The organism is Rhizobium sp. CFBP 13726, from assembly GCF_014841925.1.
Lineage (GTDB): Bacteria > Pseudomonadota > Alphaproteobacteria > Rhizobiales > Rhizobiaceae > Neorhizobium > Neorhizobium soli.
Window position 1 is genome coordinate 193,926 of sequence record NZ_JACYUU010000004.1, and the last position, 23,429, is coordinate 217,354.

Here is a 23,429-nt window from a genome sequence, read left to right on the forward strand (position 1 = left end):
TCGTGCTTACACAATTGTTCGGCATCTCTTTCCGAACATTGATCTTGCCGAGTGGCAGGCAGCGACTTCCACAGAAGACCTCCGGAGAAATTGGCTTACTGTAATCGACCCGGCAGGGGTTGTCCGCGGGATTTCCCTGGTATTTGTCAACCCGCAAAGTGGCTTGAGCAAACAGCTGGAAGTTCCTGTTCTCGCGTCCGTAAGTCTCCTCAATGAGCACAGTGTGGCAGGGCGCTTGTTGGAGTATGCGAAACGCCGCGCTGCAGAGGAAGGTTGCAATCGCATCCACGTCTGGCCCGTCGCCAAAACCGACCACTGGCTTCTGGGCGACACCTCGACTTTCAAGGTGCCGCGGGCCGGTTTAACGTATGACCTATCGCCCTCTAAGCAACCTTCGCCACGCTGACGCGTGCGGCGAACATGTAGCCGACGCCCCGGATGGAGCGAATTATTTGCGGCTGTTTGGGGTCGATCTCCACCTTGCGCCGGATCCGGACGATTTGAGCGTCGATTGCCCGATCATAGGCATCGAGATGGCGCCCTTTTGTTTCCTCTAGCAAGAAATCTCGCGACAGCACGCGTCCTGGATGGGCCACAAAGGCAGCAAGGAGGTCGTATTCGCCTGTTGTCAGATGGATACCTTCGCCATCCGCTGATGACAGCTCGCGTCGCGTAAGGTTCAGAGCCCAGCGGTCGAAATGGACGATCTTGTCGGTCTCTTGCTGCTCGGAAGGTTGCACGTTTCGCCGGCGCAGAATGGCTTTCAGCCTGGCGTGCAGCTCCCTGAGGTTAAACGGCTTCGCGAGATAGTCGTCGGCGCCCATCTCAAGCCCGATGATCCGGTCCACAACGTCATTTCGACCGGTCAGCATGATGATCGGGGTATCGGACGCCGCTCGCACCTCCCGAACAAGATCAAAACCATCGGCCCCTCCGGGCAAAGAGACGTCCAGCAGGATGAGATCGACCTCCGTGTGCGCAAGTTGCAGGCGCATCTCCTCACCGTCCTTGGCCTCGCTGGTTAAATAGCCCTCTTCGTTGAGATATCGCTTCAACATTTGAGTGATCCTCACATCATCATCGACGATGAGGATGTGAGCTGTCGCAGGATTTTGCCGCGCCATTATCCCCTCCTGTTACAATGTGTTACGCAATTCCATAGATTGTCACGGAAACAGCATCCGCCCGTCACGCCACGCGAGTCAACTGCGCGCATCGAGATTGGAGGCACGGTTATGCTCAGTACAACTCAGAATTATGAAAGTGGGACGACTGCTCTTCACGCAGTCCATCACCAAACCAGCCTTCACAGCCTGTTCTGCAAGCAGCCGTTTGAACATTTGACAGCGGGAAAAGCGCTTTTCTTTGAGAGCGACGATGCGGTCGATGTTTTCGAAATTCTCGAAGGTACCTTGAGGATTTTTCGGATCATCGCCGACGGACGGCGCGTGATTACCGGCTTCCTCTATCCAAACGATATCGTCGGCATCTCGCTTGGCGGGCGTTATCTCTACAGTGCCGAGGCGGTGACGTCTGTAACCCTTAGGCGATTGTCACGACGCCGGTTCGATGCAGCGGTGACCGAGAGTGATCACTTGCGCCCACAGCTCTTCGCTCTGGTCTCCGACGAGATGGCGGCAGCGCAGGATCAGATGGTGCTCCTGTCATCCAAGAACGCGGAGGAACGCCTTTGTTCCTTTCTGCTGGCGACACTCCGGCGCCAAGCGGCTTCCTCAGGCAACCGGACCACGCTGGAGCTTCCCATGGGGAGGCAGGACATAGCCGATTACCTTGGACTGACAATCGAAACAGTCTCGCGCACCATGACAAAGCTCATCGGCAAGGGTGCCATCCAAATCGACGGTGTGGCGGCTCGAAACGCGATAACGATCTGCCGTCCGGTTCTGCTTGCGCAGATGGCCGGAGATGAAGATGATCGTTCCCGCGAGCCCCGGTTAACGATCGTCCGCGGGGGACGGTCCCACTGAGCGTGCGATCATGGGAAAGCTATGTCATATAGAGGCAGTCGAGATGAGCTCGAACGACAGCTTTCTGCTGTTACAGGCTTGCTGGATGCGGCAAACATCATTGTTCACGGAACGGATGGTATCATCCGCAGCTGGACTGCAGGATGCGAAAACCTCTACGGATGGTCACGCATCGAGGCCGTTGGCCAAGAGGTTCACGAGCTTCTCGGCACGCAGTTCCCTGAATCTGTTGAAGAACAACGAAACCGGTTCTTGGCTGCGCAGTCTTGGAGCGGCGAAGTCATTCATCACCACAAGGATGGCCGTCCTCTCTTCATTGCGACCCACTGGGTTCTTCTGTCGCCGCTGGGCTCGGCCGAGCAGGTCGTGGTCCAGACAAACAACGATGTCACGGCAATGAAAGTGATGCAGGAAACCGTCGCCGAGCGCGAGGCCCACCAGCTTTCTATCCTGGATACCGTTCCTGACGGGATGGTCGTCATTGATGAAGCGGGCATCATCTCGTCGTTCAGCGCGGCTGCGGAACGGCTGTTCGGATACAAGGCAGCAGAAGTCTGCGGACTGAATGTCAAGGTTTTGATGCCCGACCCCGACCGAGCGGCGCACGATAGCTATATTTCCAATTACCTGACGACCGGCGAACGGCGCATCATCGGATATGGCCGGGTTGTGACCGGACGACGCAAGGACGGCTCGACCTTTCCGATGGAGCTTTCGGTGGGCGAAGCAGCAACCCGCAACAAGCGGATCTTTACGGGCTTCATCCGGGACCTGACGAGCCGACACAAGATAGAGGAAGAACTGCGCCAATCGCAGAAGATGGAGGCAATCGGCCAACTGACCGGCGGTTTGGCTCACGATTTCAACAATCTTCTGACCGTGGTCAGCGGCAATCTGGAAATGATCGACAACAAGCTTGAGGATCCAAAGCTTCGAGTGCTTCTGCGTGAGGCGCAAAGCGCGGCAGATGACGGTGCCAAACTGACAAGCCAGCTTCTCGCATTCGGACGGCGTCAAAGCCTCAATCCGAGAACGGTGGATATAGGGCAACTCGTCGGCGGCTTTTCGGACCTGTTACGCAGAACCCTTGGAGAAGCCGTTGAGCTTCGCACGGTTATATCAGGCGCGGCCATCGAGGCTTCGGTCGACGGATCGCAGCTCCAGAATGCCATCCTGAATTTGGCGATAAATGCGCGCGACGCTATGCCAAAAGGCGGAAGGCTGACGATCGATATCTCCAGCGTCAAACTCGATGCTGACTACGCGAAAACCTATCCGTCGGTAAGGACTGGTGACTTTGTCTTGATCTCAGTAACGGACACGGGTTCGGGAATGACGGCCGAGGTTCGCGAGAAGGCTTTTGACCCGTTCTTCACAACGAAGGGCCTTGGTGCCGGGACAGGTCTGGGTTTGAGTATGGTCTACGGTTTTGCCAAGCAATCCGGTGGAAACATCCAGCTCTACAGCGAGCCCGGGCAGGGAACGAGCGTCCGGCTCTTTCTGCCTTCCGCCCGGTCAAAAGCTGACGAAGAGATCACGCATTTCGACACGGCAGAAACCGCTCCGTTGCCCCGAGGCCGGGAAAAGCTTTTGGTCGTCGAAGACGATCCGAGGGTGCGTCGAGTGGTGGTCGCACGGCTTGCAGACCTCGGCTACCAAATCATCGAGGCAGCAACTGGAATTCAGGCGCTCGAACTTCTCCAAAAGCACGATGACATCTCGCTCCTCTTTACCGACATCGTCATGCCAGGCGGCATGACAGGCAACGAGCTTGCGGATCAAGTGAGGATGGCAAAGCCGACGATAAAGGTTCTGTTCACGTCCGGATACGCCGAGCCAACCATCGCAGGTAAAGAACTGGCTCAGTCAGGACGATGGTTGCGGAAACCACATACTGCTCGGGAGCTCGCGACGGTCTTACGCGAACTTTTGGATTGACTCCCCTGAACACGGCGTCTGTTTTTCTTCTGCTTTCGCATACGCTTTGAATGATCGGTCTTTCACCCCGTGTAATTCTATCCGTGACCGCAACGGCTCCCGCGGATGAAGCTTTCCACGGCGACCGGCACGGTGTTCGGGCCGTCCGGAACGGGACGTCGTGGCGGCTGGGTCTCTCTACCTGATGCAATCGCAAAACGCTTCGAGACCGCGTCATGGCAGCGGAGGCAGGCGTTGGGAAATGACCCTGAGCGCCTTCAGTTCAATGTCAGCTTCGGCCTCTAGTCGATCATCCTGACAACCGAAGGAATGAAACGGTGCGTGTGAGACTGGAAGTCCCCGCACCAGGCGATCTCGATGATCAAACCCAATGCCCCGTCGACGCTCACCATCCGATCGCCCCATGCGACGTCTGAGACAACCACGATGGAAGGATCACCAATGACAACGTCTAGACCTCTATCATTTTCCGTATCTCAACGCGTCCTGCACTGGCTTACCGCTGCGCTCGTCACTTTCAACCTCGTCCTGCCCGATGGCATGAGCGACTGGAACCGGAGTATGGAGCGAGACGGGATGGCCTCTGCCGACCAAGTGGCAAGTGCCAATATTCACGCCTATGTGGGCGTTTCTATTCTGGCTCTCGTCGTTCTTCGCCTGATCCTCCGCTTCACCCGTGGCGTTCCGGCATCCCCGCCGCAGGAACCCCCGATTTTTCGGATGGCTGCCACAGCCGCGCATGCCGCGCTCTACATTCTGCTCGTCGCAATGCCGTTGACTGGCATGGCTGCATACTATCTTGGCTACGGCAGTGCAGGGGAACTGCATGCCGATGTCCTCAAAGTCGCCTTATGGGTGCTGATCTCCGGCCATGTGCTGGGCGCTCTTGTCCACCAGTTCTATTGGAAAACAAATGTTCTGCGCAGGATGACGACTGGCTAGAAGGCTGCGCCGGCCGACACAGGTGACGCCGGCCCCGGCTCACGCCCTCGGATAGACTCGCCTAGTCAATCAAACGGCCGCTCGAGAGAGGACGACGGCTGCGTGAAGAAGGCGGGCCCCTCTTTGGTCATGTAGATGATGTCTTCCAGGCGGACGCCGCATTCCCCGTAGAGTGCCAACATCGGTTCGTCGGAAAACACCATGCCTCGAGCAAGAGGTGTCTTGTTGCCGCGAACGATGTAGGGGTCTTCGTGCATGTCCATGCCGAGCCCGTGTCCGGTCCGGTGCGGCAGGCCGGGAACCTGATAGTCGGGACCGTAGCCGGCATCGGTCAGCACCTTGCGGGCGGCAAAATCAACCTCTTCGCAGGCGATCCCGATCTTTGCCGCGTCAAAGGCGGCGCGATGGGCTTTCTGTTCGAGCGACCAGATCTCGCGCTGCCGTTCCGTCGGCTCTCCGAAGACATAAGTGCGGGTGATATCAGAGCAGTAGCGGTGGATATGCGCGCCGAGATCGATCAGCACCATGTCGCCCGCCTTCAGCGTCTGCGCATAGGGAACGCCGTGCGGATAGGCGGTCGCTTCGCCGAACTGCGCGGCGGCAAAGATGTGTTTCATGCCGAGCTTGGCATGCGCAGCGGCAATGAAATCGGTGACTTCCGTTGTCTTCACGCCCTCGTAGAGACCTTCCCAGACGGCCTTGTGAACACGAAGGCTCGCGGTCATCGCGGCCTGGATGATCGCAATCTCGTTCGCCGACTTGATCTGCCGGCACTGGGCAATCAAGTCCTTGGCGCCGGTAACCGTCAGGCGGTCGCCGAGATGCGTGGTGATTGGGCTGGAAAATGCGAACGGCGTCGCCGGATCGAAGGCCAGAATGTTCCCGTCTGCGGCAAGGCTGCAGATCAGGTCAGCGACCAAACGGGCCGGATCCTCATGCTCCTCCCAGACCCCGATCTCGCCGGGGATCGTGATTAGCGTCTGGGTCTTCGGCTCCTCGAAGGCTGGGCTGATATAGATCGGAGCGCCGCGCGAAGGGATGATCGCACCATGCATGCGTTCGCTCGCCCCGAGCGTCATGGCGGTAAAATAGGTGAGGCTCGTCGATGTATCTAGATAGACCGCCTTGACGCCTCCGTCGCGCATCAGCCCCTGCAGCTTGGCTATGCGCGCGTTCAGTTCCTCCTTCGAGATCGGCGGAACCGCGGCAGCAATATTGTCAAAACCGGCAAGCGACTGTTCGAACGATATGTAGGCAGGGGCACTCATGCTGGGACTTTCCTGAAAGCGCTGTTCGGCGGGCGGGGCCTACGCGAGGGGTGAGATCTTTGAGCGTGCGCAGTTGGCGTAGCGGTAGCGTTGGGCGATGAATATGCTGCTGGCGACGGTCGTCAAGACTTTCGTTCGAATTGCCGGACGGGCTGACGACGAGGAGAGGATGCAGTAGTGCATGAATGACAGATAAAAACTTTGTGGGTGCCGGCATGGACGACAGCAATCAAAATCATGCGCTGGAGCGCAAGAGGGGATCCGGCGCGAGGCAGGTCTATGACCTCTTGCGGGATGAAATCCTTGATCTTCGCCTCGCCCCTGGAAGTGCGATCGACGAAGTTCAACTGGCAACGCGGTTCGGCATGTCGCGCACGCCGATCCGTGAAGCTCTGGTGCGGCTTGCCGGAGAGGGGCTGATCGAGACCCTGCCGAACCGGTCGACCATGGTGTCGAACATCGACTTTCTCGGCATGCACGCCTATTTCGATGCGCTGGGTTTGATGTACCGGGTCACGACGAGGCTCGCCGCGCAGCACCACAAGGCAGGTGACCTCGACAGCATTCGAGCTCATCAGGCAGAATTCAAAGCGGCTGTCGAAGCCCAGGACGCCTTGGCCATGATCGCAACCAATGCGGACTTTCACGCGGCGATCGCTGCGGCTGGCCGCAATGAATACTATGCGCGCTTCTTTGAGCGTCTGCTGGGCGAAGGGCGGAGAATGCTGCGTCTCTACTACCAATCCTATGATGATCGGCTGCCATCCCGCTTTGTGGACGAACACGAGGAAATCATCGCGGCGATCGAAGCGCGAGACGTGGAGGCCGCGGACAGGCTCGGCCGTGCTCACAGTGAGCAGATCGAAGCCCAGATCGAGCGGTTGCTGACCCGCCATGACAGGCTCGACATCCTCCTGTAGGTCATTGTATTTTTCTTGTCGACAAGATTGAAGAAGACGCTATGCTGCTCGTCGATAGGGACAGGGGCGCGTTTCCGTGCGCCGAAACGAAGGAGCTTCCCGTGACTGCAAGCATATTTTCGGGCGTCGTTCCGGCGCTGATGACACCGTGCACCGCAAACCGCATGCCGGATTTTGACGCGCTGGTCCGTAAGGCACAGCAGTTGATCGAAACGGGCATGTCGGCAGTGGTCTATTGCGGATCCATGGGTGACTGGCCCCTGCTCACCGATGCGCAGCGCATGGAAGGCGTCTCGCGTCTGGTTGAGGCTGGCATCCCCGTGATTGTCGGCACGGGCGCGATCAACTCCGCATCTGCCGTCGCGCTTGCCGCACACGCCCAGAAGGTCGGCGCAAATGGTCTCATGGTCATCCCGCGTGTTCTGTCGCGCGGCTCCGTGATCGCTGCCCAGAAGGCACATTTCAAGGCAATCCTGTCCGCGGCACCGGACCTGCCTGCGGTCATCTACAACAGCCCCTATTACGGCTTCGCCACGCGCGCCGATCTGTTTTTCGCGCTTCGCGCGGAACACCCGAACCTTGTTGGTTTCAAGGAATTCGGCGGTCCGGCCGACATGCGCTATGCGGCCGAAACCATTACCAGCCGCGATGACGACGTTTCTTTGATGATCGGCGTCGATACGGCCGTCTACCACGGCTACGTCAATTGCGGCGCAACCGGCGCCATTACAGGCATCGGCAACGTTCTTCCCAGGGAAGTGCTGCATCTGTGCAACCTCGCGAAAGCCGCGGCCACGGGTAACGCGGATGCACGCTTGCGCGCCAAGGAACTGGAAGAAGCGCTCGGCGTGCTTTCCTCCTTCGATGAAGGCCCGGATCTGGTTCTCTACTTCAAGCACATGATGGTCCTGAAGGGCGACGCAGAATATGCGCTGAACTTCATCGAAACGGACGTGCTCAGCGACAGCCAGCGCGGCTATGTGGAAGCCCAGCTGACGCTGTTCGACACCTGGTATGCCGACTGGTGCACGCTCCCTGGCGCTGTACAGACCTGCAAGCCCTGATCTTTGCGCTCGCGGGTAAAACGGTTCCTGTTTCCGCGACGATAAACGCCGTGGCCGTGTTGAACTCAACGCGGCCCCGGCACTGCGGTGATCAAAGTCATTGTTGCCCCGAAGATTTCCGGCCGCCAGTGAACCTGCAGGATTTCAAATCAACGCGCCCTGGAGCGTAAGCGCTGCCCGCACGTCGTCGGCCGAAACTGTGGTGCTCGAGGCGCGCAATGCTGCGGCAATGCCGGCTGCATGCCCTGTTGCGAAAGCGGTTCCCATCACCCGCAGCGAACCGTAGGCTGCCTGATCGGCCCCGGCGACGCGGCCCGCGAGGAAAAGATTGGATGCTCCGGCAGCCTCGATCGATCCCATCGGGATGTCTGCAAATCCTTCTCCCCCAAGATCGGCGAAACGAACTTTTCCAGGCGCCTCGTGAACTTCCATCGGCCAGGCCGCGCGGCCGATACCGTCTTCGCGCCGCTCGCCTTTTGCCAGGGCCGCGCCGGTCAGATCGTCGCGCGACCGTGGCCGGCGCGTTTCGCGGATGCCGATCTGCGGTCCGGTCGCCGCGATGAAGGCCTTTTCAAAGCCCGGTAGCTGCCGCAACAACTGAAGGTTTCGCCACGCTTCTCGTCGTGCCTGGCGTTCCGCTGATCCAAGACTTGCGCCGCTCAAACCGTCCGTGTCGAGGTCGATCGTCATCCACCAGTAGTCGTTCGATGTCGGAAGCCGCAGCATAACGCCCCCGTCTGCACGGTGAATTTGCGTATCGCCGCTCTCGTTGTGCCTTGCAATCAGGTCTGCCATCCGCGCCCGGTCGAATGAGACCCCTGGCGCTACTCCGCCGATGCGAACCGGCATGGAGGCCGGCTGAACCTTGTCGCCTGCCATGCTGTTGACTGTCATTTCGAACCCGGCGAGCGATGCGAGCGCTGCCTCGCCACTGGCATCGACGAATGCGGCGGCAGTGATCTCGTAGCAACCGGCGTGGTCAGTCACGGTGATTGCGGTCAGGCCGTCCGAGCCGGTTGCGACGGCTGTCACGCGAGAGTGCAGCAACACGTCGATACCGGCAGCGTCGGTCATCTGGTCGAAGCCGAACTTGATTGCCTCCGGATCCAGCATGACGATCCAGTTGCCGCTGCTCGACCTGATCGGCGCGACCTCCTGGCCGAGCGTGCCGAGGGTGTGCAAGAGATCCGCACCTATGCCGCGCACGGCAAAGACCGGTTCGGGGCCTTTCTGGTAGAAGCCGCAATAGGCGAGAACCAGAGAATTTGCGGCTGCGCCGCCGAGAAATCCGTACCGCTCGACGAGCAGAACTCGTGCGCCCGATCGGGATGCGGCCACCGCCGCGCTCATGCCGGCTGCACCGCCTCCGACCACCACGACATCATATCGACCACCACGCATAATGCTCATCCTATGGTTCTCAATAGATGATGCTCACTGCGGTTGCGAGCATAAAGGCGACGATAGGCGGCCGCGGGTATTGACGCCAATACAGTTTCCGAACCAGGGTATAACCCGGATTTATAGGACGGAGACCCGTGGCGGATGCCGAACCCCAAGCTCAAGGAACGGCAGATCGAGATTTTTCGGACGATCATGGCGACGGGTTCGCTGACGGTTGCCGCAAGACATCTCGGCGTTTCGCAGCCCAGCCTGTCGACCGCGATCAAGCGTCTGGAGGACCAGCTCGGCATCGCGCTGTTTGCCCGCATCTCCGGCCGGCTGGTCCCGACGCAGGAGGCCGAACTCATTCTTGCCGAGGTCGAGCATGTTCATCAGCAGTCGGAAATACTGTCCGATGTCATCTACTCGATTGCCCGGGGCGACGCGTCCACCTTCCGCTTCGGCTCCACGCCAAGCCTTGGCGCCCGGCTGATCCCGAAGGCACTGAAGCGCTTGCAGAAGCAAGGCACCGCCGGCACTTTCTACAGCGATTCCTTGTCGCAGCGCGATGTGCGTGACTACCTCCTCTTTGGCCAAGGGGCCTGCGTCGCGACGATCGCGGAGGTTAACGATCCGGTTATCCAGACTGTCCCGATCGCCACCGCTGGCCTGGTCTGCGTGGTGCCTGCTGGCCATCCGCTGGCAGGTAGACGGTCCGTCAGGCCAGCGGATCTTTCGGACGAACAACTAATTTCGTTTGGCGCGGCCACGACGCACGGTCTTCTGATCGATCAGACCTATCAGCGCTGGGGCGAGACGCGCAAAACGGCGGTCTACGTCCATTTTGTCGACGCCGCTCTCGCCTTCGTCTCCGAACGTATCGGCATCAGCGTTCTCGATGCCTTTTCGGCAATCGACTGCGATGTCCATGGGTTGGTGGCAATACCGATCGAAAACAGCGCCAGCGTTTCCGCCTATGTTCACGTCTGCGACCGTCGTCCAAGACAGAAAGGCGTCGACAGCCTGATCACCGCGCTCCGAGAAATCGCGGCAGCTGTGACAAACACGCAAGCAGGAGCGAAAACCGATGAGTAGACCGGCAAACGCCCTGTTCCCGGGGTTCAAGGACCGTCGCGTCCAGACGGCTGATGTCGATTTCGCCGTCCTCACCTCAGGCTCCGGCCCTGCCATCCTGCTGCTGCACGGCTATCCGGAAACCCGTTCGGCCTGGCACCGGATGGCGCCCGTGCTCGCTGCTTCCTATTCCGTGGTCGTGCCCGACCTGCCGGGTTACGGCGATAGCCGGGTCACCGGGACGCTCATGGATATGGGGTCCAAGCGCCGGATGGCGAAGAGCCTGCACGAGATGATGCGAGCCCTTGGGCACGACCGCTTCGTCGTCGTCGGCCACGATCGCGGCGGAAGGGTTGCCTATCGGCTCGCGCTCGATTTCGAGGAGGAGGTGCGCGCACTGGTTTCCGTCACCGTCGTGCCGACGCCGGAAATGTGGGAAGGGGCAGGCAAGGCTTTCGGGCTTGGCGCCTGGCACTGGTTCATGCTGGCGCAACCCGCACCGCTGCCTGAAACGCTGATGGCGGCCGATCCGCGTTTTCTTATCGACTTGACGCTCGCCAAGATGGCCGGCGACATCCGCCTGATCGATCCTGCGGCGCTGGAAGACTACCGGATGGCCTTCGACAGTGACGAGGTCCGTCATGCGATGTGCGAAGACTACAGGGCTGGCGCGTCGGTGGACGAGGCAGACGACCTTGCCGATCGCAACTCCGGTCGAAAGATACAGGCGCCGGTGCTGGTGCTCTCCGAACAAGGCCGGCTCTACGGTGGCGGACGCACGCCGCTCGACATCTGGGCTGACTGGGCGGTCTCGGTAGAATGCGAGGGTCTTCCAGGCGGACATCTGCTGCCCGAAACGGCGGCTGACCAGATGATTGAGAGGTTGCTGGCCTTCCTTGGGAAAATCACCGATGCCCGCTGAGAACGACGACCACCAGCACAGGGTGCCGGCCACCACCGACGGATTGCTGAGCCTGCGCCAGATGGAGGTTTTCCATGCGGTAATGCAGGCGCGTTCGATCACCGGCGCCTCCAAGGTTCTCACCATATCGCAACCGGCGCTCAGCCGCACGATCCGCCGGATTGAGGACCTGCTTGGAATCGCGCTTTTCGCCCGTGATCGTAACGGGCTGGTGCCGACGTCCGAGGCGCTGGAAATATACGCGGAAATCGATCCGTTGATCCGCCAGCTGACCGGTGTTGGAACGCAGATCGGCCGTATCGCGCGCGGCGAAACCGCCGTGTTTCGGGTCGGTTCGACGGCCAGCGTGGCGCGGGCGCTGGTTCCGCAGGCGCTGCGGACGCTCTCCGTCGAAGTGCCGGGTATCGAGTTGTTCTTCGACGTGCTGCCGGTCGACCAGATCGAGGAATATCTGATTACCGGCCGCGGTGAAGCGGTGGTGACGATTGCTTCGCTGGACCATCCGCTGATCGAAAGGGAACATGTCGGGCGCGTCGATCTGGTGGCCGTCATTCCCAAGAGCCATAGCCTTGCGGCCCGTCCCGTCATCCATGCAGCGGATCTTGCCGACGTCGATTTCATCAGCTTTGCCGCCGGGGGTGCCCATCAGACAATCGTTGATCGTTTCCTCAGCCGCGAGAAACTGAAGGTCAACACCCGTGCCGTTGCGCGCTTTTCCGACACTGCCTTGGCGCTGGCGAACGAAGCTATGGGTATCGTCCTTGTCGACTACGTCACGACTCTCGGCCCGGTTGGCAGCAATCTTGTCATCCGGCCGATCCACAACGCACCCCAGTTCTCGATATCCGTCCTGTGGAACCGTCGTCGCTCGCACTCTGCCAACCTGCGCAAACTGATCGAGATCCTCGCCGCACGACTGTCAGCCCTGCCGCCGCTGCCCTGAGAGGCCAGGTAACATGCTCTGAAGGCATGGGAGGCATAATCATTGTTTGTTGTCTTCTGGTGCGGTGAGTGGCAATGAGGGGCACTGGCGTAACGCAACGCCGTCCTTGGAGGAGGATAATCATGAAGTTTCAAATGAACCGCCGTCAGGCACTCATCGGCATGGGTGCACTCGGCAGCGCTGCGGCTTTTGGTCTGCCTGCACGGGCTGCAACCCGTAACCTCGCCGTGCTTCACCTTGCCAGCCACGCACCGAGCTTCATTGCCTTCGAGCGCGGCTACTACAAGGACGCAGGGCTGGACATCGAACTGAAGTTCTTCGAAGCAGCGCAGCCGATGGCCGTGTCAATCGCTTCGGGTGATGCCGACTTCGGCGTTACCGCGATGAGCGGTGGCTTGATCAGCCTCGCGCAAAAGGACGCCATCAAGGTTATCGGCGGCGCGCTGACCGAACAGAAGGGCGTTACCGGCGCGATTATCCTTGCGTCGAACAAGGCTTATGAGGCCGGTCTCACCGACCCTTCGAAACTGTCCGGCAAGAGTTTCGGCATCACAACGGCCGGATCCTCCTTCCATTTCATGGCGCACAAGATTGCCACAGCCAACAACATCAAGCTGTCCGACATCCAGCTGCGTCCGCTGCAGAAGCTTGGCGCAATCGTCGGCGCCCTGACCACGGGCCAGATCGATGCCTGGGCCATTCAGCCGAATGTCGCCAAGAAGATGATCCGCGAAGGCGCTGCCAAGCAAATCGGCCTCGTGTCGGACTACGCACCGGATTACCAGGTGACGACCGCCTTTACCTCGACCAAAAACGCCGCCAACGAGCGCGACATGACAGCGTCTTTCGTCAAGGCCTATTCGCGGGCGATCGCCGACTACAACGCTGCCTTCGTCGACAACAAGGCAGATGACGCCGAGCGCGACGCCCTGGCCAAGATCGTCCACAAATATGTGGAAAGCGACAGCCCATTCGAAACGGCCAAGCAGAACCTGATCGAAGGCGCCATGCGCGTCAACGAGGGCCTCGCATTGTCGCTTGGAAGCTGTGTCGAACAGCTCGAATGGTTCAAGTCCGAAGGAATGGTCAAGGACGCGATCACCAACGAACAGCTGTTCGATACGTCCTACGTCAAGACCATCTGACCGGTCGAACCCGCGGCAGCACTGCGGCCTGCCTGGAGTACCCATGGATCTGAAGCTCAACAACATCAGCCACTCCTATGGAGCCGTCGAGGTTCTGAAGGATATTTCGCTCGACATTCCACAAGGGCAGATCATCTGCCTGATCGGACCGTCGGGCTGCGGCAAGTCGACCCTGCTTCGGTTCCTGGGTGGCCTGGAGCGGCCGACCTCCGGCAACGTGCTGCAGGTCGGCAATCCGCCGGCAGATTCGCTCAACCCGCTGACATACGTCTTCCAGCATTTCGCTCTGCTGCCCTGGCGCACGGTCGAGGGCAATATCCGGTTGGTCCTCGAGGACCATGGCCTGAGCGGGCGTCAGATGGACGAAATCGTGACGGATGTTCTCGATCGCACCCGCCTTTCCGAGTTCCGCAAAGCGCTCCCCAAGCAACTGTCGGGCGGCATGCGCCAGCGTGTGGCAATCAGCCGGGCGCTTGCGGTCCATCCCGCAGTCATGCTGATGGACGAACCGCTATCAGCCCTCGACAGCCAGACCCGCGAACTGCTGATGGATGACCTGATCTCGCTCTGGACGCGCCAGCCGTTCACCTCGGTTTATGTAACCCACAATCTCAACGAAGCGGTCCGGCTCGGGCACCGCGTCGTCGTCTTGTCCCGCCGGCCAGGCCGGATCCGCGAGATCGTCGATATCGACATTCCACTGTCGGATCGGCATCTCGGCGATCCTGTACTGGAAGAAAAACAGAAGCAGCTCTGGGATCTCATGCGTGAAGAGGCCATGGCGGCCGACAAGGAGTTGGTCAATGTCTGACGTCACCACGTTTTCCAGCCCTGTCGAGACATCAAGCAAGGGTGAAACAGGAAAGATATCGACCGTATCGTTCCGTGGTGGCGGCTTTGCGCCGATCCCCGTGCAGGGCGTCGGCATTGCCGTCTTTGTCGTTCTGATCGCGCTCGCCGAAATCGGCACCCGTAGCGGGTTCATCTCGAACCTGACGCTGCCACGGCCCTCGGCGGTCCTCGATACCTTTGTCCAGCTTTGGCAGACGGGTCTTCTGTGGAAGCATCTTCTGCCTTCACTGCAGCGGCTTTTCGTCGGTGCGTTCATGGGCATCAGCGTCGGCATAGCGGTCGGCGTGCTGATCGGTCTTTTCAGTTATGTCCGCGCCGGACTGGTCCCGCTTGTCGCGGCGCTGTTCCCGATCCCCAAGATCGCGCTCCTGCCTCTGTTCGTCATCTGGTTCGGCATCGACGAAATGTCGAAATACGCACTGATCGCGTTCGGCACGTTCACGCCGACCGTGGTTGCGACTTATGGCGCCGTCGACAACGTCGATCGCACGCTGATCCGCATGGGCCAGAGCTTCGGGCTGAACTGGTGGTCGATCGTCCGCAAGATCGTCCTGCCCGGGGCATTCCCGGCCATCCTTTCGGGTCTGCGCGTCTCGATTTCGATCGCGATCATTCTTCTCGTCGCCGCAGAGATGCTCGGTGCGCAATACGGCGTCGGCTCTTACATCCTTGAGGCCGGCTCGCTCTACGACCTGGAAAAGCTCTTTGCCGGCGTCACCATCCTGTCGGTCATGGGACTGCTCGTGAATTTTGTAATCGGGCAGGTAGAAAAGCGCTTTCTGAGCTGGCGCGGCTAAACACCTAAATATTATCGAAGGGAACGACACCATGCTGGCATTGCAAAAGGTCCGGCCCGCCAAAGGCGTGGAGTTTCGCGAGATCGGCGTGCCGGAAGCTCTTGCTCCGCGCGACGTTCTGGTCCGTGTCCATTCGGCCGGCATCTGCGGAACAGACCTGCACATCGCGGAGTGGACGCCGGGCTACGAGTCGATGGAGCGCGCCATGCCCGTCACCCTTGGCCACGAGTTTGCGGGCACGATCGAACGGGTAGGGGAGGCTTTGTCGGAAACGATTATCGGCACCCGCGTGACCGCAAGACCCTCTACCACCTGCGGCCGTTGCGATGCCTGCCTTCGCGGCGACGAAGACAATTGCACGGCGCGCAAAGGGATCGGCATTGGCCGCAACGGCGCATTCGCAGGGTTCGTGTGCGTGCCCTACGAAAACTGCCACGTCCTTCCCGACAGTCTCGACATGGATGTTGCGGCTTTGACAGAACCGATGACCGTCTGCGCCGAGGCGGTCGCGACTGCGGAGGTCCAGTCGGGGCAAACCATTCTGGTGATCGGTCCGGGTTTCATCGGACAGGGCATCGCCATCATGGCACGGGCGAAAGGTGCCAAGGTCGTAGTGATCGGCCGCGATGACGGGCCGCGGCTGGATGCACTCCGCGCGGCCGGTTTCGAGCAACTGATCGATACGGCGAAGACAGACATGGCGAGCGCCCTGGCGGACCTTGCGCCGTTCGACGCGATCATCGAGGCGGCCGGCGTACCCGCGCTCGTCAGCGCGACGCTGCCGTATCTCAAGAAGCGCGGGATCTTCACCGTTGTCGGCATCCACCCTCGGCCAGCCGAAATCGACCTCACATCCGTCGTGCGCATGCATCAGCAGATCCGCGGCTCCTACCGGGCACCTGCTGCCGACTGGGACGGCGTCATTGCCTTTCTTGACGCCAATCAGCCGCTGATGCGACAGCTGATTTCGCACACGCTCACACTGTCGGACGCGCTAACGGGGTTCCAGGCCGCGCAGGACCGTATCGCATCGAAGGTCGTCCTTCGCATGGGAGAGCCCTGATGAGCCCCGCCATTCTCGCGCTCTGGAACGATTATCCCGCCGCCATGGCGGAGGAATACGACGCCTGGCACACATTCGAGCATGTCCCGGAGCGATTGACGGTCGCCGGCATGCGTGCCGCCAGCCGATACGTTTCGGCAGCCGAAAAAGAGAGCTATTTCACCCTCTACGAGCTTGAAAGTCTCGAGGTGATCGAGCAGCCGTCCTATCTCGATCTTGTGCGAAATCCGACCCCCTGGTCTCAGAAAATGCGGCAGCATTTTTCGAGCGTGCTGCGGATCCCGGGCGAGATCGCTGTGAAAGCTGGAAGCGGTATCGGAGGCGCAACACTCGTGCAGGCCTATTCTGTCGAAAGCGGAAAGGCCCATGCATCGATACCGACGATGGAAGAAATTCTGCGCCAGCTGATGACCCAGACCCGCATAACGGGCTTCCAGGTCGTACTCGCCGAGCCCAACCAGGTGTACGAGGTTTTCGAGCAGGATGAAGCGACCGACCCTGATACGGTCAATGTTGTCATCATCGCCGAAGGAACCTCCGTCGAAGCTTTATCGGTCATGCAGGCCGCATTGACGCGGCAGATCGAGCACCGTCTCGAACCCCGCAAAAGGCTGCGCAGCGACCTGTTCAAGCTGCTGATCAGCTACCGCGGCGAAGACTTTCCCTCGCATCGGTCCGAGATCGACACCAACACGATGTGGCATAGCGGCGATCACACCTGATCCAAATCGACGTCAGAAACGGAATGGATCGACCTCTTTCGAAAGACCGATTCCGCGGTCGCTTGGTGGGTGCCGCAGCCGTGCCGATGTGACGATGAACAGGACCGGGGTTGAGTACTGCTCATCGCCTCAAGATGGCGTGATTAGCGGATGTTCTGCGTCGCCAGCAGGAGAATGACATAGGCGAGGACGGTCAGGACCAGTCCGCGGAAGGCGAACGACACGCACTTGTACTTACGGCGCGAGATCAGCGACAGGATGTCGGCGTTATCGAGATATTCGTTGAACAGGTAAGAGACATCGCGGTTCGCCGCAGCGAGCTCGAACAGCGGGCGATGATGCGGCCAGGTTCCCCAGAAGAGAGACGTCGAGCGGGGGATGTTGCGGGGGAGGACAACCAGGATTGCGCAAATGATTGAAAAGACTGACGCGCAGGCCAGTATCGCGCGAAGCAATGCCTCCGGAATGTCTGCCTTTGCATAGAGCGCCCAATCGAACACACTTCGCCCTTCCGCAGAAGAGATCAAGAAAGCCAGCATGAACGTGAAGATATAGGCGGCCTTTTGGTCGGCTATCTTGATCTGATCATAGAAGACGTCGTTGATCTTCCGGATGTGGTTTATGTACTCCTCCGTCACCTCACCGCTCGCCATGGTCAGGTCAAGCATCTCCGTAGGTGCGCTATCAAAGTCACTCACGTGAAAATTCCCCGCTTACAAAGTATCCTCTCTAATAAGACTCTGGCGGCTATTCAATAGTCTTGCTAGGGCGACTACGACACTTAGTTGCTTAAGGGTGGAGCGGCGGGGGATGCCGGATTGTAGAGTGAAACTTTTTAAGGCAGCAAAAGTGCTGTCGATGACGACGGCTGTTCTGTTATCGGCTGCACTTGAGCCTGCGGGTGCGGAGCCCGTTCCGCGCTCAGGTACTGCAGCTGGGGCCGTCATCGCACGTAAGACCGGCGAGGAAGTCCGCTTTATTGACGTGTCCGACTGGCAGTCCGTCGATCTCAAACAGGACCTGATGAGCGGCGATATCCTGCGCACGAACGAGGTCGGCCAGCTCGCCATCGTTTTCTCGGACCGTACCCAGGTCAGGCTCGGCCGCAACACCTCGATGGTCGTGAAGCAGATCACCAGTGAGACGAGTTCCGACACGGTGTTGCAGCTTCAGTCAGGAACGATCTGGGCCCGGGCCGAGCGCGGAGGGCCCGGCGTACAGGTCCAGACGGCCGCAGCGGCTGCCGCTATTCGAGGGACCGACTGGACCATGACGGTCAGCGGCAACGACACGTCGCTGACGGTCCTCGACGGGGTCGTGCAACTCGCCAATCCACAAGGCATGGTCGACGTGCGTGCGGGTGAGGCGGCAGCAGCCACCTTGGGCCAGGCGCCTCGCAAGGTGGTTATCGTCGACTCCGATGACCGCGAACAAATGCTGTTCTACCTTCCACCGCGAGAAGCGTTCGAGCGTATGCCGCCAGCAGCGGTCCCATTTGCAGACATGCGCCGAAATGCGGATCGGATTCTGGCGATTCCACCTGAGAAGCGTTCGGCCGCCGACCTGGTCGATCTGGCGGAAGCGCAGTTGTCGCTTGAAGGCCCGGCAAAGACAATGGAGATGCTTGGTGCGCTGGAGCGCACGCAGTTATCATCGACCCAACGGGACCGGCTGATCCTGATCAAGGCAATCATCGCAGCCAACCAAGCGCGATACGGTGAAGCGGCGGCCCTTTTCGCGCAGGTTTCTCACCGCCTCGATCCGCGCAGGAGAGCGATCGCACTCTGGGGTGGCTATTATGCTCGGTCGCTGGCAGATCCAAGCCGTGTCGAGCCGCTGCCACCGAGCGCTGGAGGACCGGAAGCCGCATTTCTGCGGGCCTATGCGGTCGGTTTCCTGAAGGACCTGAACGCGTCGATCGAGGCTCTTCGCGAAGCGGAGCGACAGTACCCTTCCGACCCCTCGCTTCCGGCCTATCGCGGCTGGATCGCGTTGTTGTTGAATGACCGCAAGCAGGCGGAGGAGGCGATAAACCGCTCACTGTCTCTCGATCCGCATGAGCCCACTGCGCTGGAGGCGCGATCTCATTTCAAGGCAGGGTTCCAGGGCGATAACGACGGAGCGCTGGCAGATCTCTACGAGGTTCTGAAGGTAACGCCTGGAAGCAGCACCACCTGGAATGCGATCGCCGACATCCACTCGACCAGAGGTGCCAATCGAGAGGCAGAGGCAGCGCTTCGAAAGGCGATCGAGTTGGATCCGATCGATCCTATATCGCACTCGAATCTGGCGATCTTCTATCTGGACACAAACCGGGTGAAGGAGGCGAAGCGCGAGATCGATCTCGCCATGGCTGCGGATCCGGCTCTGGATCAGGTTCTGATTGCGAGAGGTCGCTACTATCTCCAGACAGGCGAGCCCGACAAGGCGGTCGAAGACCTGCTCGCAGGCACTGTTTCCAATCCGGCGGATGCCCAGGGGCAAATTGTCCTTGGCGCGGCCTACTACCAGAAAGGGGACCGTGTCGCTGCAGAACAGGCGATCGACAATGCCGATAGACTGGATGACAACGATCCCGTCATCTCGGCGGTTCGGGCCTCGGTGGCCATTTCGGAGTATGATGCGCCGGGTGCGATCCAACATGCGCGAGACTACGTCCTGCGTGCGCGAGCGCGCGGTGGTGAGTACACGTCGCTTGGCGCAAACCAGCAGGCGGGTTCGATTCTCAACAGTGCGTTCCGCTTTCAAGGCCTGAACGCCTGGGGCGAATTCTACAGCGATGCCGTCTTCGATCCATTTTCCGGTGCTGCCTATATCGATGAAAGCATCCGTGGCAGCGTCAACCCTTTCGCGAACAGCTACCTCTATGGTGAAGACGTCATCAACAATGCCCCGAACGGGCAATTCTTTTCATCAACGCTTCAGGGGCTCCTGCTGGAGCCGACACTGATCTCGTCTCCCAGTCGCGGGTTTGACATTCTCACCCGGCCGTTCTTCGAAGTGTCTGTCGGAGGTGGCTTCACTGCGGCGGGCGGAGGCACCGGCGGGACGGGCGAGGCAGAGATTCAGGGCTATACGAACTTCCCGAACCCGACGAGCTACTACGCCAATTTCGAATGGCAGAAATCACTCGACAGCCGCGATGCCGGCTTGATCACGGATATCGGGACAGAGCTGGAGGTGCTCGGCGGCAATGTCTTCCTGACCACCAGTCCGACCTATTACGACCGCATCGTTCTCTATTACAACGACGCCAAGAGCACCTTCGACCAAGAGGTGACAAGCTCTGGAGCCTTCCCCCTTGTGAGGAATGAGATCGTCGGGAGAAGCCGCAACGGCGGCTTAGGCTGGAGCCACACATTCGCCTACGAGAATGTCATGAACGCGGCCATTCTGTACAGCGGGACAAGGCGCAATGACACCCGGTACAGCGAGATCGACTTTGGACCTCCGTTCCCGACCCTTCCATTCGCGCGGGAAAGCGATGAGTTTGAAGAAAATGCTTATATTGCCGCAGCCAGCCATACGTTCAATGCGGGTGATCTGACTTGGCGCTATGGTGTTGAAGGAGGCTGGATCTCCGAATCCCAGTCACAGACGTTAGAAGACCTTCTTAACGGGGGTGCTAGGACCGTCAGCAGCTCGGATCGCACGAGCGTCGCAAGCGTTTATGTCGATCTGCTCCACGAGATCCAGTCAAACTTGAAGGCTGAGTACGCCGTATTCGGTAACTACCTCAGCAACGACGCATCTGACGGTGTTCGCCTAGAGCCGCGTCTCGGCCTTGCCTGGTCACCTGCCGAGGGACAGTGGCTCCGCGCTGCCGTGATGCGCAGCAGCACGGATCTGTCGACGCCGACGCTGTCGCCGGTCTCTGTCGTCGGCCTGCAGCCGAATGCTTTCGACGTTGCACCCGAAGGACGTGCCGATACGGTCGCACTTCGGTGGGATGCCGAGTGGACAGACCGGTTCTTCACGGCTGCGGAGTTCCAGCACCAGGACGTGCGCGACATGCAGATCGCAGTTCCACTGACAGCCGTTCCCTTCACCACCAGCGAGGGACGCATCGATAGGGCGAGTCTGACAGGCAATCTTCTCTTAGGGCACGGCTTCGGTCTCTCGTCCACGATCGCCTACGCGGATCCGGAAGAAAAAGGCGGCAGCCTGCCCGCCGGCTCATCCTTGCCGTTCATCCCGGAATGGGCAGGCCAGCTGGCGCTCACCTATGTCAATCCGGCCAATGTCCAGGTTTCGCTGGCCGCCAACTACATTGGCGAGCGGATAGGCAGTGCCGGGACTGGCCTTGGTGACTACTGGACGCTCGACAGCAAGCTGACCTGGGAGCCTCTCGACAAGCGGATGGCGCTGATACTGGAGGCTTTCAATCTGCTCGACGAAGAGTTCGAAGTCGACGCCGGCGTTCCCGCATGGGGAAGATCCTTCAAGGGTACGTTGAAGGTTCGTTTTTAGATGTCCGGTAGTCGGTCGAATGCCCGCGGCGGGCCCATGCTCCGGTCTCGGCAGCTAAAGCTCACGGCGCTGTCACTGATAATCTACGTCGCATTGACGTTGATCGCTCAGCTTCCAGCTTGGTCGCTGCTCGACAACCGTGCGTTCGACTATCTCTCGACCCTCAACCCTTTGCCGCTTACCTCGGACAGCCCGATCGTCGTTGCGATCGACGAACCCTCTCTCGCCGAAATCCAGAGCCAGTGGCCGTGGCCACGAGGCCTGCATGCAAGACTGGTCACGGCGTTGCGCGCGGCCGGTGCCAAGACGATCGGCATGGACATCATCTTCGCGGAGCCGTCCAATCCGGGAGACGACGCCGCCCTTGCCGCAGCGCTTGGACCAGACGTCGTGCTCGCCGGTGACGAAACGCTTGTGACGTCTGCGCAGGCGGATCAGTTCGTGCGGGTTCTGCCGCTGCAAATGTTCAGTGACGCCTATGCTTTGACGGGCATTGCCTCGATTACGCTTGATCGCGACGGCGTTCTGCGTCGTCTGCCACCCTATGACGATGGCTTCGCCGCCACGGTTGCGACTGCTGCAGGTTTCGAAATTTCCGTGGGAGTGCCGAACAAACTGCTCCAGGTTTACGGGCCAGCCCGCACATACCCGACAGTTTCCTATTACCAGGCGCTCGAGCCGGAGCGGTTCCTGCCCGATGGGTTTTTCAAGGATAGGATCGTTCTGGTCGGTCTAAGCCTTCAAACCGCAGCGACGGTGGAGAAGGGCGGAGCGGACGCTTATGCAACACCCTACACCGTCCACACCGGTCACCTGACGGCCGGCGCTGAAATTCAGGCGACGATCGTCGACAACATAAGACTGGGATCTTCCGTTACAGAAGCTGACCAGGCACTGCGTCAACTTCTGCTGTTTGGTGCGGTCGTCATCGGGGCGCTGCTGGTCCGCAAGGATACGGGTTGGAAAACCGTGTTGTACAACAGTGTCGCGCTTGTCGTGATGCTGGGTGGAGCTTACGCGGCGTTGCGGTTCGGGAGGGTGTTTGTGTCTCCGGTCTCACCCGCTTTGGCGATGCTCAGCATGAGCGCTGCGCAGGCGGGGCTCGATTACGCGAAGGAGCGGGCGGGCCGTCGCCAAATCACGCAAGCGTTCGCTCAGTACCTATCGCCTGACCTTGTTTCTCAATTGGCCAGCGATCCGACCCGTTTGAAGCTTGGCGGTGAGAAGAAGAAGCTGAGCGTCCTTTTCTGCGATGTCCGCGGGTTCACCACAATCGCCGAGCAGCTAAAGGATGACCCTCAACACCTCACCGAGCTGATTAACCGGCTGTTGACGCCGCTTTCGGATATAGTGCTCTCCCATGGGGGAACGATCGACAAATATATCGGCGACTGCCTGATGGCATTCTGGAATGCGCCGCTCGACGATCCCCACCATGCCGATCACGCGGTTTCAGCCGCGCTCTCAATGCTCGCTTCAATGGAGAGCCTGAACGCCGAGCTCGCGCGTGAGGCGGAGATCGCCGGTCGAACGCATCACGAGCTGCGTATCGGCATCGGCATCAACACGGGTGATTGCGTCGTGGGCAACATGGGTTCGACCCGGCGCTTTGACTATTCCGCGCTCGGCGATGCCGTCAATCTGGCAGCACGTCTCGAGGGGGAATCCAAGAACCTCGGCGTCTCCCTATTGATCGGGGCAGGGACTGCGGCCAGCCTGGCCGACACGAGCGGTGTGAGGGAGCTCGGCCGCATCGTCGTCAAAGGCAAGAGCGAGGAAGTCTCGGTTTTCACTGTTGTGCGGTAGGAGATCGGACAGGAAGATTTTGACGGGAGAAAGCGTGCTTCGATAGAGACGAGCCGAAGAGTGTGATCCCGATCAACTGCGGCCGGAATGTCCACCGGCCGGAAGAATGAGCATTCCAATCTATGATTTGGT

Annotated in this window: 19 protein-coding genes; 15 read left to right on the top strand and 4 right to left on the bottom strand. The window is 59.9% G+C overall.

Annotated elements, in window-relative coordinates; genetic code table 11:
* Positions 1-383: 383 nt before the first annotated feature.
* Entirely contained in the window at positions 384-1,124 is a 741-nt protein-coding gene (locus IFT66_RS17705) for a response regulator (protein WP_192078390.1), read from the bottom strand.
* Between the two features lie 39 nt (positions 1,125-1,163).
* On the opposite strand from IFT66_RS17705, the gene IFT66_RS17710 reads away from it, so the two are divergent.
* The 3 genes from IFT66_RS17710 to IFT66_RS17720 all read left to right on the top strand — a co-directional run bounded on the left by IFT66_RS17710 (position 1,164) and on the right by IFT66_RS17720 (position 4,868).
* Complete coding sequence (locus tag IFT66_RS17710) at positions 1,164-1,988, top strand: Crp/Fnr family transcriptional regulator (RefSeq protein WP_244473959.1); 825 nt, start codon at positions 1,164-1,166, stop codon at positions 1,986-1,988.
* Between the two features lie 21 nt (positions 1,989-2,009).
* The gene (locus IFT66_RS17715) at positions 2,010-3,926 is read left to right on the top strand and encodes a hybrid sensor histidine kinase/response regulator (RefSeq protein WP_092662917.1); all 1,917 of its coding nucleotides are present in this window, start codon (positions 2,010-2,012) and stop codon (positions 3,924-3,926) included.
* Between the two features lie 441 nt (positions 3,927-4,367).
* A complete protein-coding gene (locus tag IFT66_RS17720; RefSeq protein ID WP_062460500.1) occupies positions 4,368-4,868 on the top strand; it encodes a cytochrome b in 501 nt (166 codons plus the stop codon).
* A gap of 65 nt (positions 4,869-4,933) precedes the next feature.
* Here IFT66_RS17720 and IFT66_RS17725 read toward each other — a convergent pair whose 3' ends face one another.
* Positions 4,934-6,136, bottom strand: a complete 1,203-nt coding sequence (locus tag IFT66_RS17725; protein WP_192078391.1) for a M24 family metallopeptidase — start codon at positions 6,134-6,136, stop codon at positions 4,934-4,936.
* 215 nt (positions 6,137-6,351) lie between these two features.
* Between IFT66_RS17725 and IFT66_RS17730 the strand changes: the two genes are divergently transcribed.
* Both IFT66_RS17730 and IFT66_RS17735 read left to right on the top strand, forming a co-directional pair.
* The gene (locus IFT66_RS17730; RefSeq protein ID WP_192078562.1) at positions 6,352-7,056 is read left to right on the top strand and encodes a GntR family transcriptional regulator; all 705 of its coding nucleotides are present in this window, start codon (positions 6,352-6,354) and stop codon (positions 7,054-7,056) included.
* Positions 7,057-7,157: 101 nt separating this feature from the next.
* Positions 7,158-8,120 (top strand): dihydrodipicolinate synthase family protein, encoded by a 963-nt coding sequence (locus IFT66_RS17735; RefSeq protein ID WP_192078392.1) that lies wholly within the window; start codon positions 7,158-7,160, stop codon positions 8,118-8,120.
* Between the two features lie 144 nt (positions 8,121-8,264).
* Here IFT66_RS17735 and IFT66_RS17740 read toward each other — a convergent pair whose 3' ends face one another.
* Positions 8,265-9,521, bottom strand: a complete 1,257-nt coding sequence (locus IFT66_RS17740; protein WP_249406486.1) for an FAD-dependent oxidoreductase — start codon at positions 9,519-9,521, stop codon at positions 8,265-8,267.
* A gap of 144 nt (positions 9,522-9,665) precedes the next feature.
* On the opposite strand from IFT66_RS17740, the gene IFT66_RS17745 reads away from it, so the two are divergent.
* From IFT66_RS17745 to IFT66_RS17780, 8 genes are all read left to right on the top strand, one after another.
* A complete protein-coding gene (locus IFT66_RS17745) occupies positions 9,666-10,598 on the top strand; it encodes a LysR substrate-binding domain-containing protein (RefSeq protein WP_192078394.1) in 933 nt (310 codons plus the stop codon).
* Positions 10,591-11,499, top strand: a complete 909-nt coding sequence (locus IFT66_RS17750) for an alpha/beta fold hydrolase (RefSeq protein ID WP_192078395.1) — start codon at positions 10,591-10,593, stop codon at positions 11,497-11,499. Before IFT66_RS17745 ends, IFT66_RS17750 begins: the two co-directional genes overlap by 8 nt.
* The gene (locus IFT66_RS17755; protein ID WP_184655829.1) at positions 11,489-12,442 is read left to right on the top strand and encodes a LysR family transcriptional regulator; all 954 of its coding nucleotides are present in this window, start codon (positions 11,489-11,491) and stop codon (positions 12,440-12,442) included. Before IFT66_RS17750 ends, IFT66_RS17755 begins: the two co-directional genes overlap by 11 nt.
* Positions 12,443-12,564: 122 nt before the next feature.
* Positions 12,565-13,587 carry an ABC transporter substrate-binding protein gene (locus tag IFT66_RS17760; RefSeq protein ID WP_062459915.1) on the top strand — a complete coding sequence of 341 codons (1,023 nt, stop codon included), beginning with the start codon at positions 12,565-12,567 and terminating at the stop codon, positions 13,585-13,587.
* A gap of 43 nt (positions 13,588-13,630) precedes the next feature.
* Positions 13,631-14,398, top strand: coding sequence for an ABC transporter ATP-binding protein (locus tag IFT66_RS17765; protein WP_192078396.1), 768 nt, complete (start codon positions 13,631-13,633; stop codon positions 14,396-14,398).
* Positions 14,355-15,236, top strand: coding sequence for an ABC transporter permease (locus IFT66_RS17770; RefSeq protein ID WP_342344786.1), 882 nt, complete (start codon positions 14,355-14,357; stop codon positions 15,234-15,236). Before IFT66_RS17765 ends, IFT66_RS17770 begins: the two co-directional genes overlap by 44 nt.
* A gap of 31 nt (positions 15,237-15,267) precedes the next feature.
* A complete protein-coding gene (locus tag IFT66_RS17775) occupies positions 15,268-16,299 on the top strand; it encodes a zinc-dependent alcohol dehydrogenase (protein ID WP_192078397.1) in 1,032 nt (343 codons plus the stop codon).
* A complete protein-coding gene (locus IFT66_RS17780; RefSeq protein WP_192078398.1) occupies positions 16,299-17,021 on the top strand; it encodes a hypothetical protein in 723 nt (240 codons plus the stop codon). The genes IFT66_RS17775 and IFT66_RS17780 overlap by 1 nt, the downstream gene beginning before the upstream one ends.
* Before the next feature lie 143 nt (positions 17,022-17,164).
* Here IFT66_RS17780 and IFT66_RS17785 read toward each other — a convergent pair whose 3' ends face one another.
* Positions 17,165-17,719 carry a Pycsar system effector family protein gene (locus IFT66_RS17785; RefSeq protein ID WP_062459905.1) on the bottom strand — a complete coding sequence of 185 codons (555 nt, stop codon included), beginning with the start codon at positions 17,717-17,719 and terminating at the stop codon, positions 17,165-17,167.
* 127 nt (positions 17,720-17,846) lie between these two features.
* Here IFT66_RS17785 and IFT66_RS17790 point away from each other — a divergent pair, with 127 nt between their 5' ends.
* Complete coding sequence (locus tag IFT66_RS17790; RefSeq protein WP_342344787.1) at positions 17,847-21,491, top strand: FecR domain-containing protein; 3,645 nt, start codon at positions 17,847-17,849, stop codon at positions 21,489-21,491.
* A gap of 36 nt (positions 21,492-21,527) precedes the next feature.
* A complete protein-coding gene (locus IFT66_RS17795; protein WP_274604875.1) occupies positions 21,528-23,297 on the top strand; it encodes a CHASE2 domain-containing protein in 1,770 nt (589 codons plus the stop codon).
* Positions 23,298-23,429: the final 132 nt, after the last annotated feature.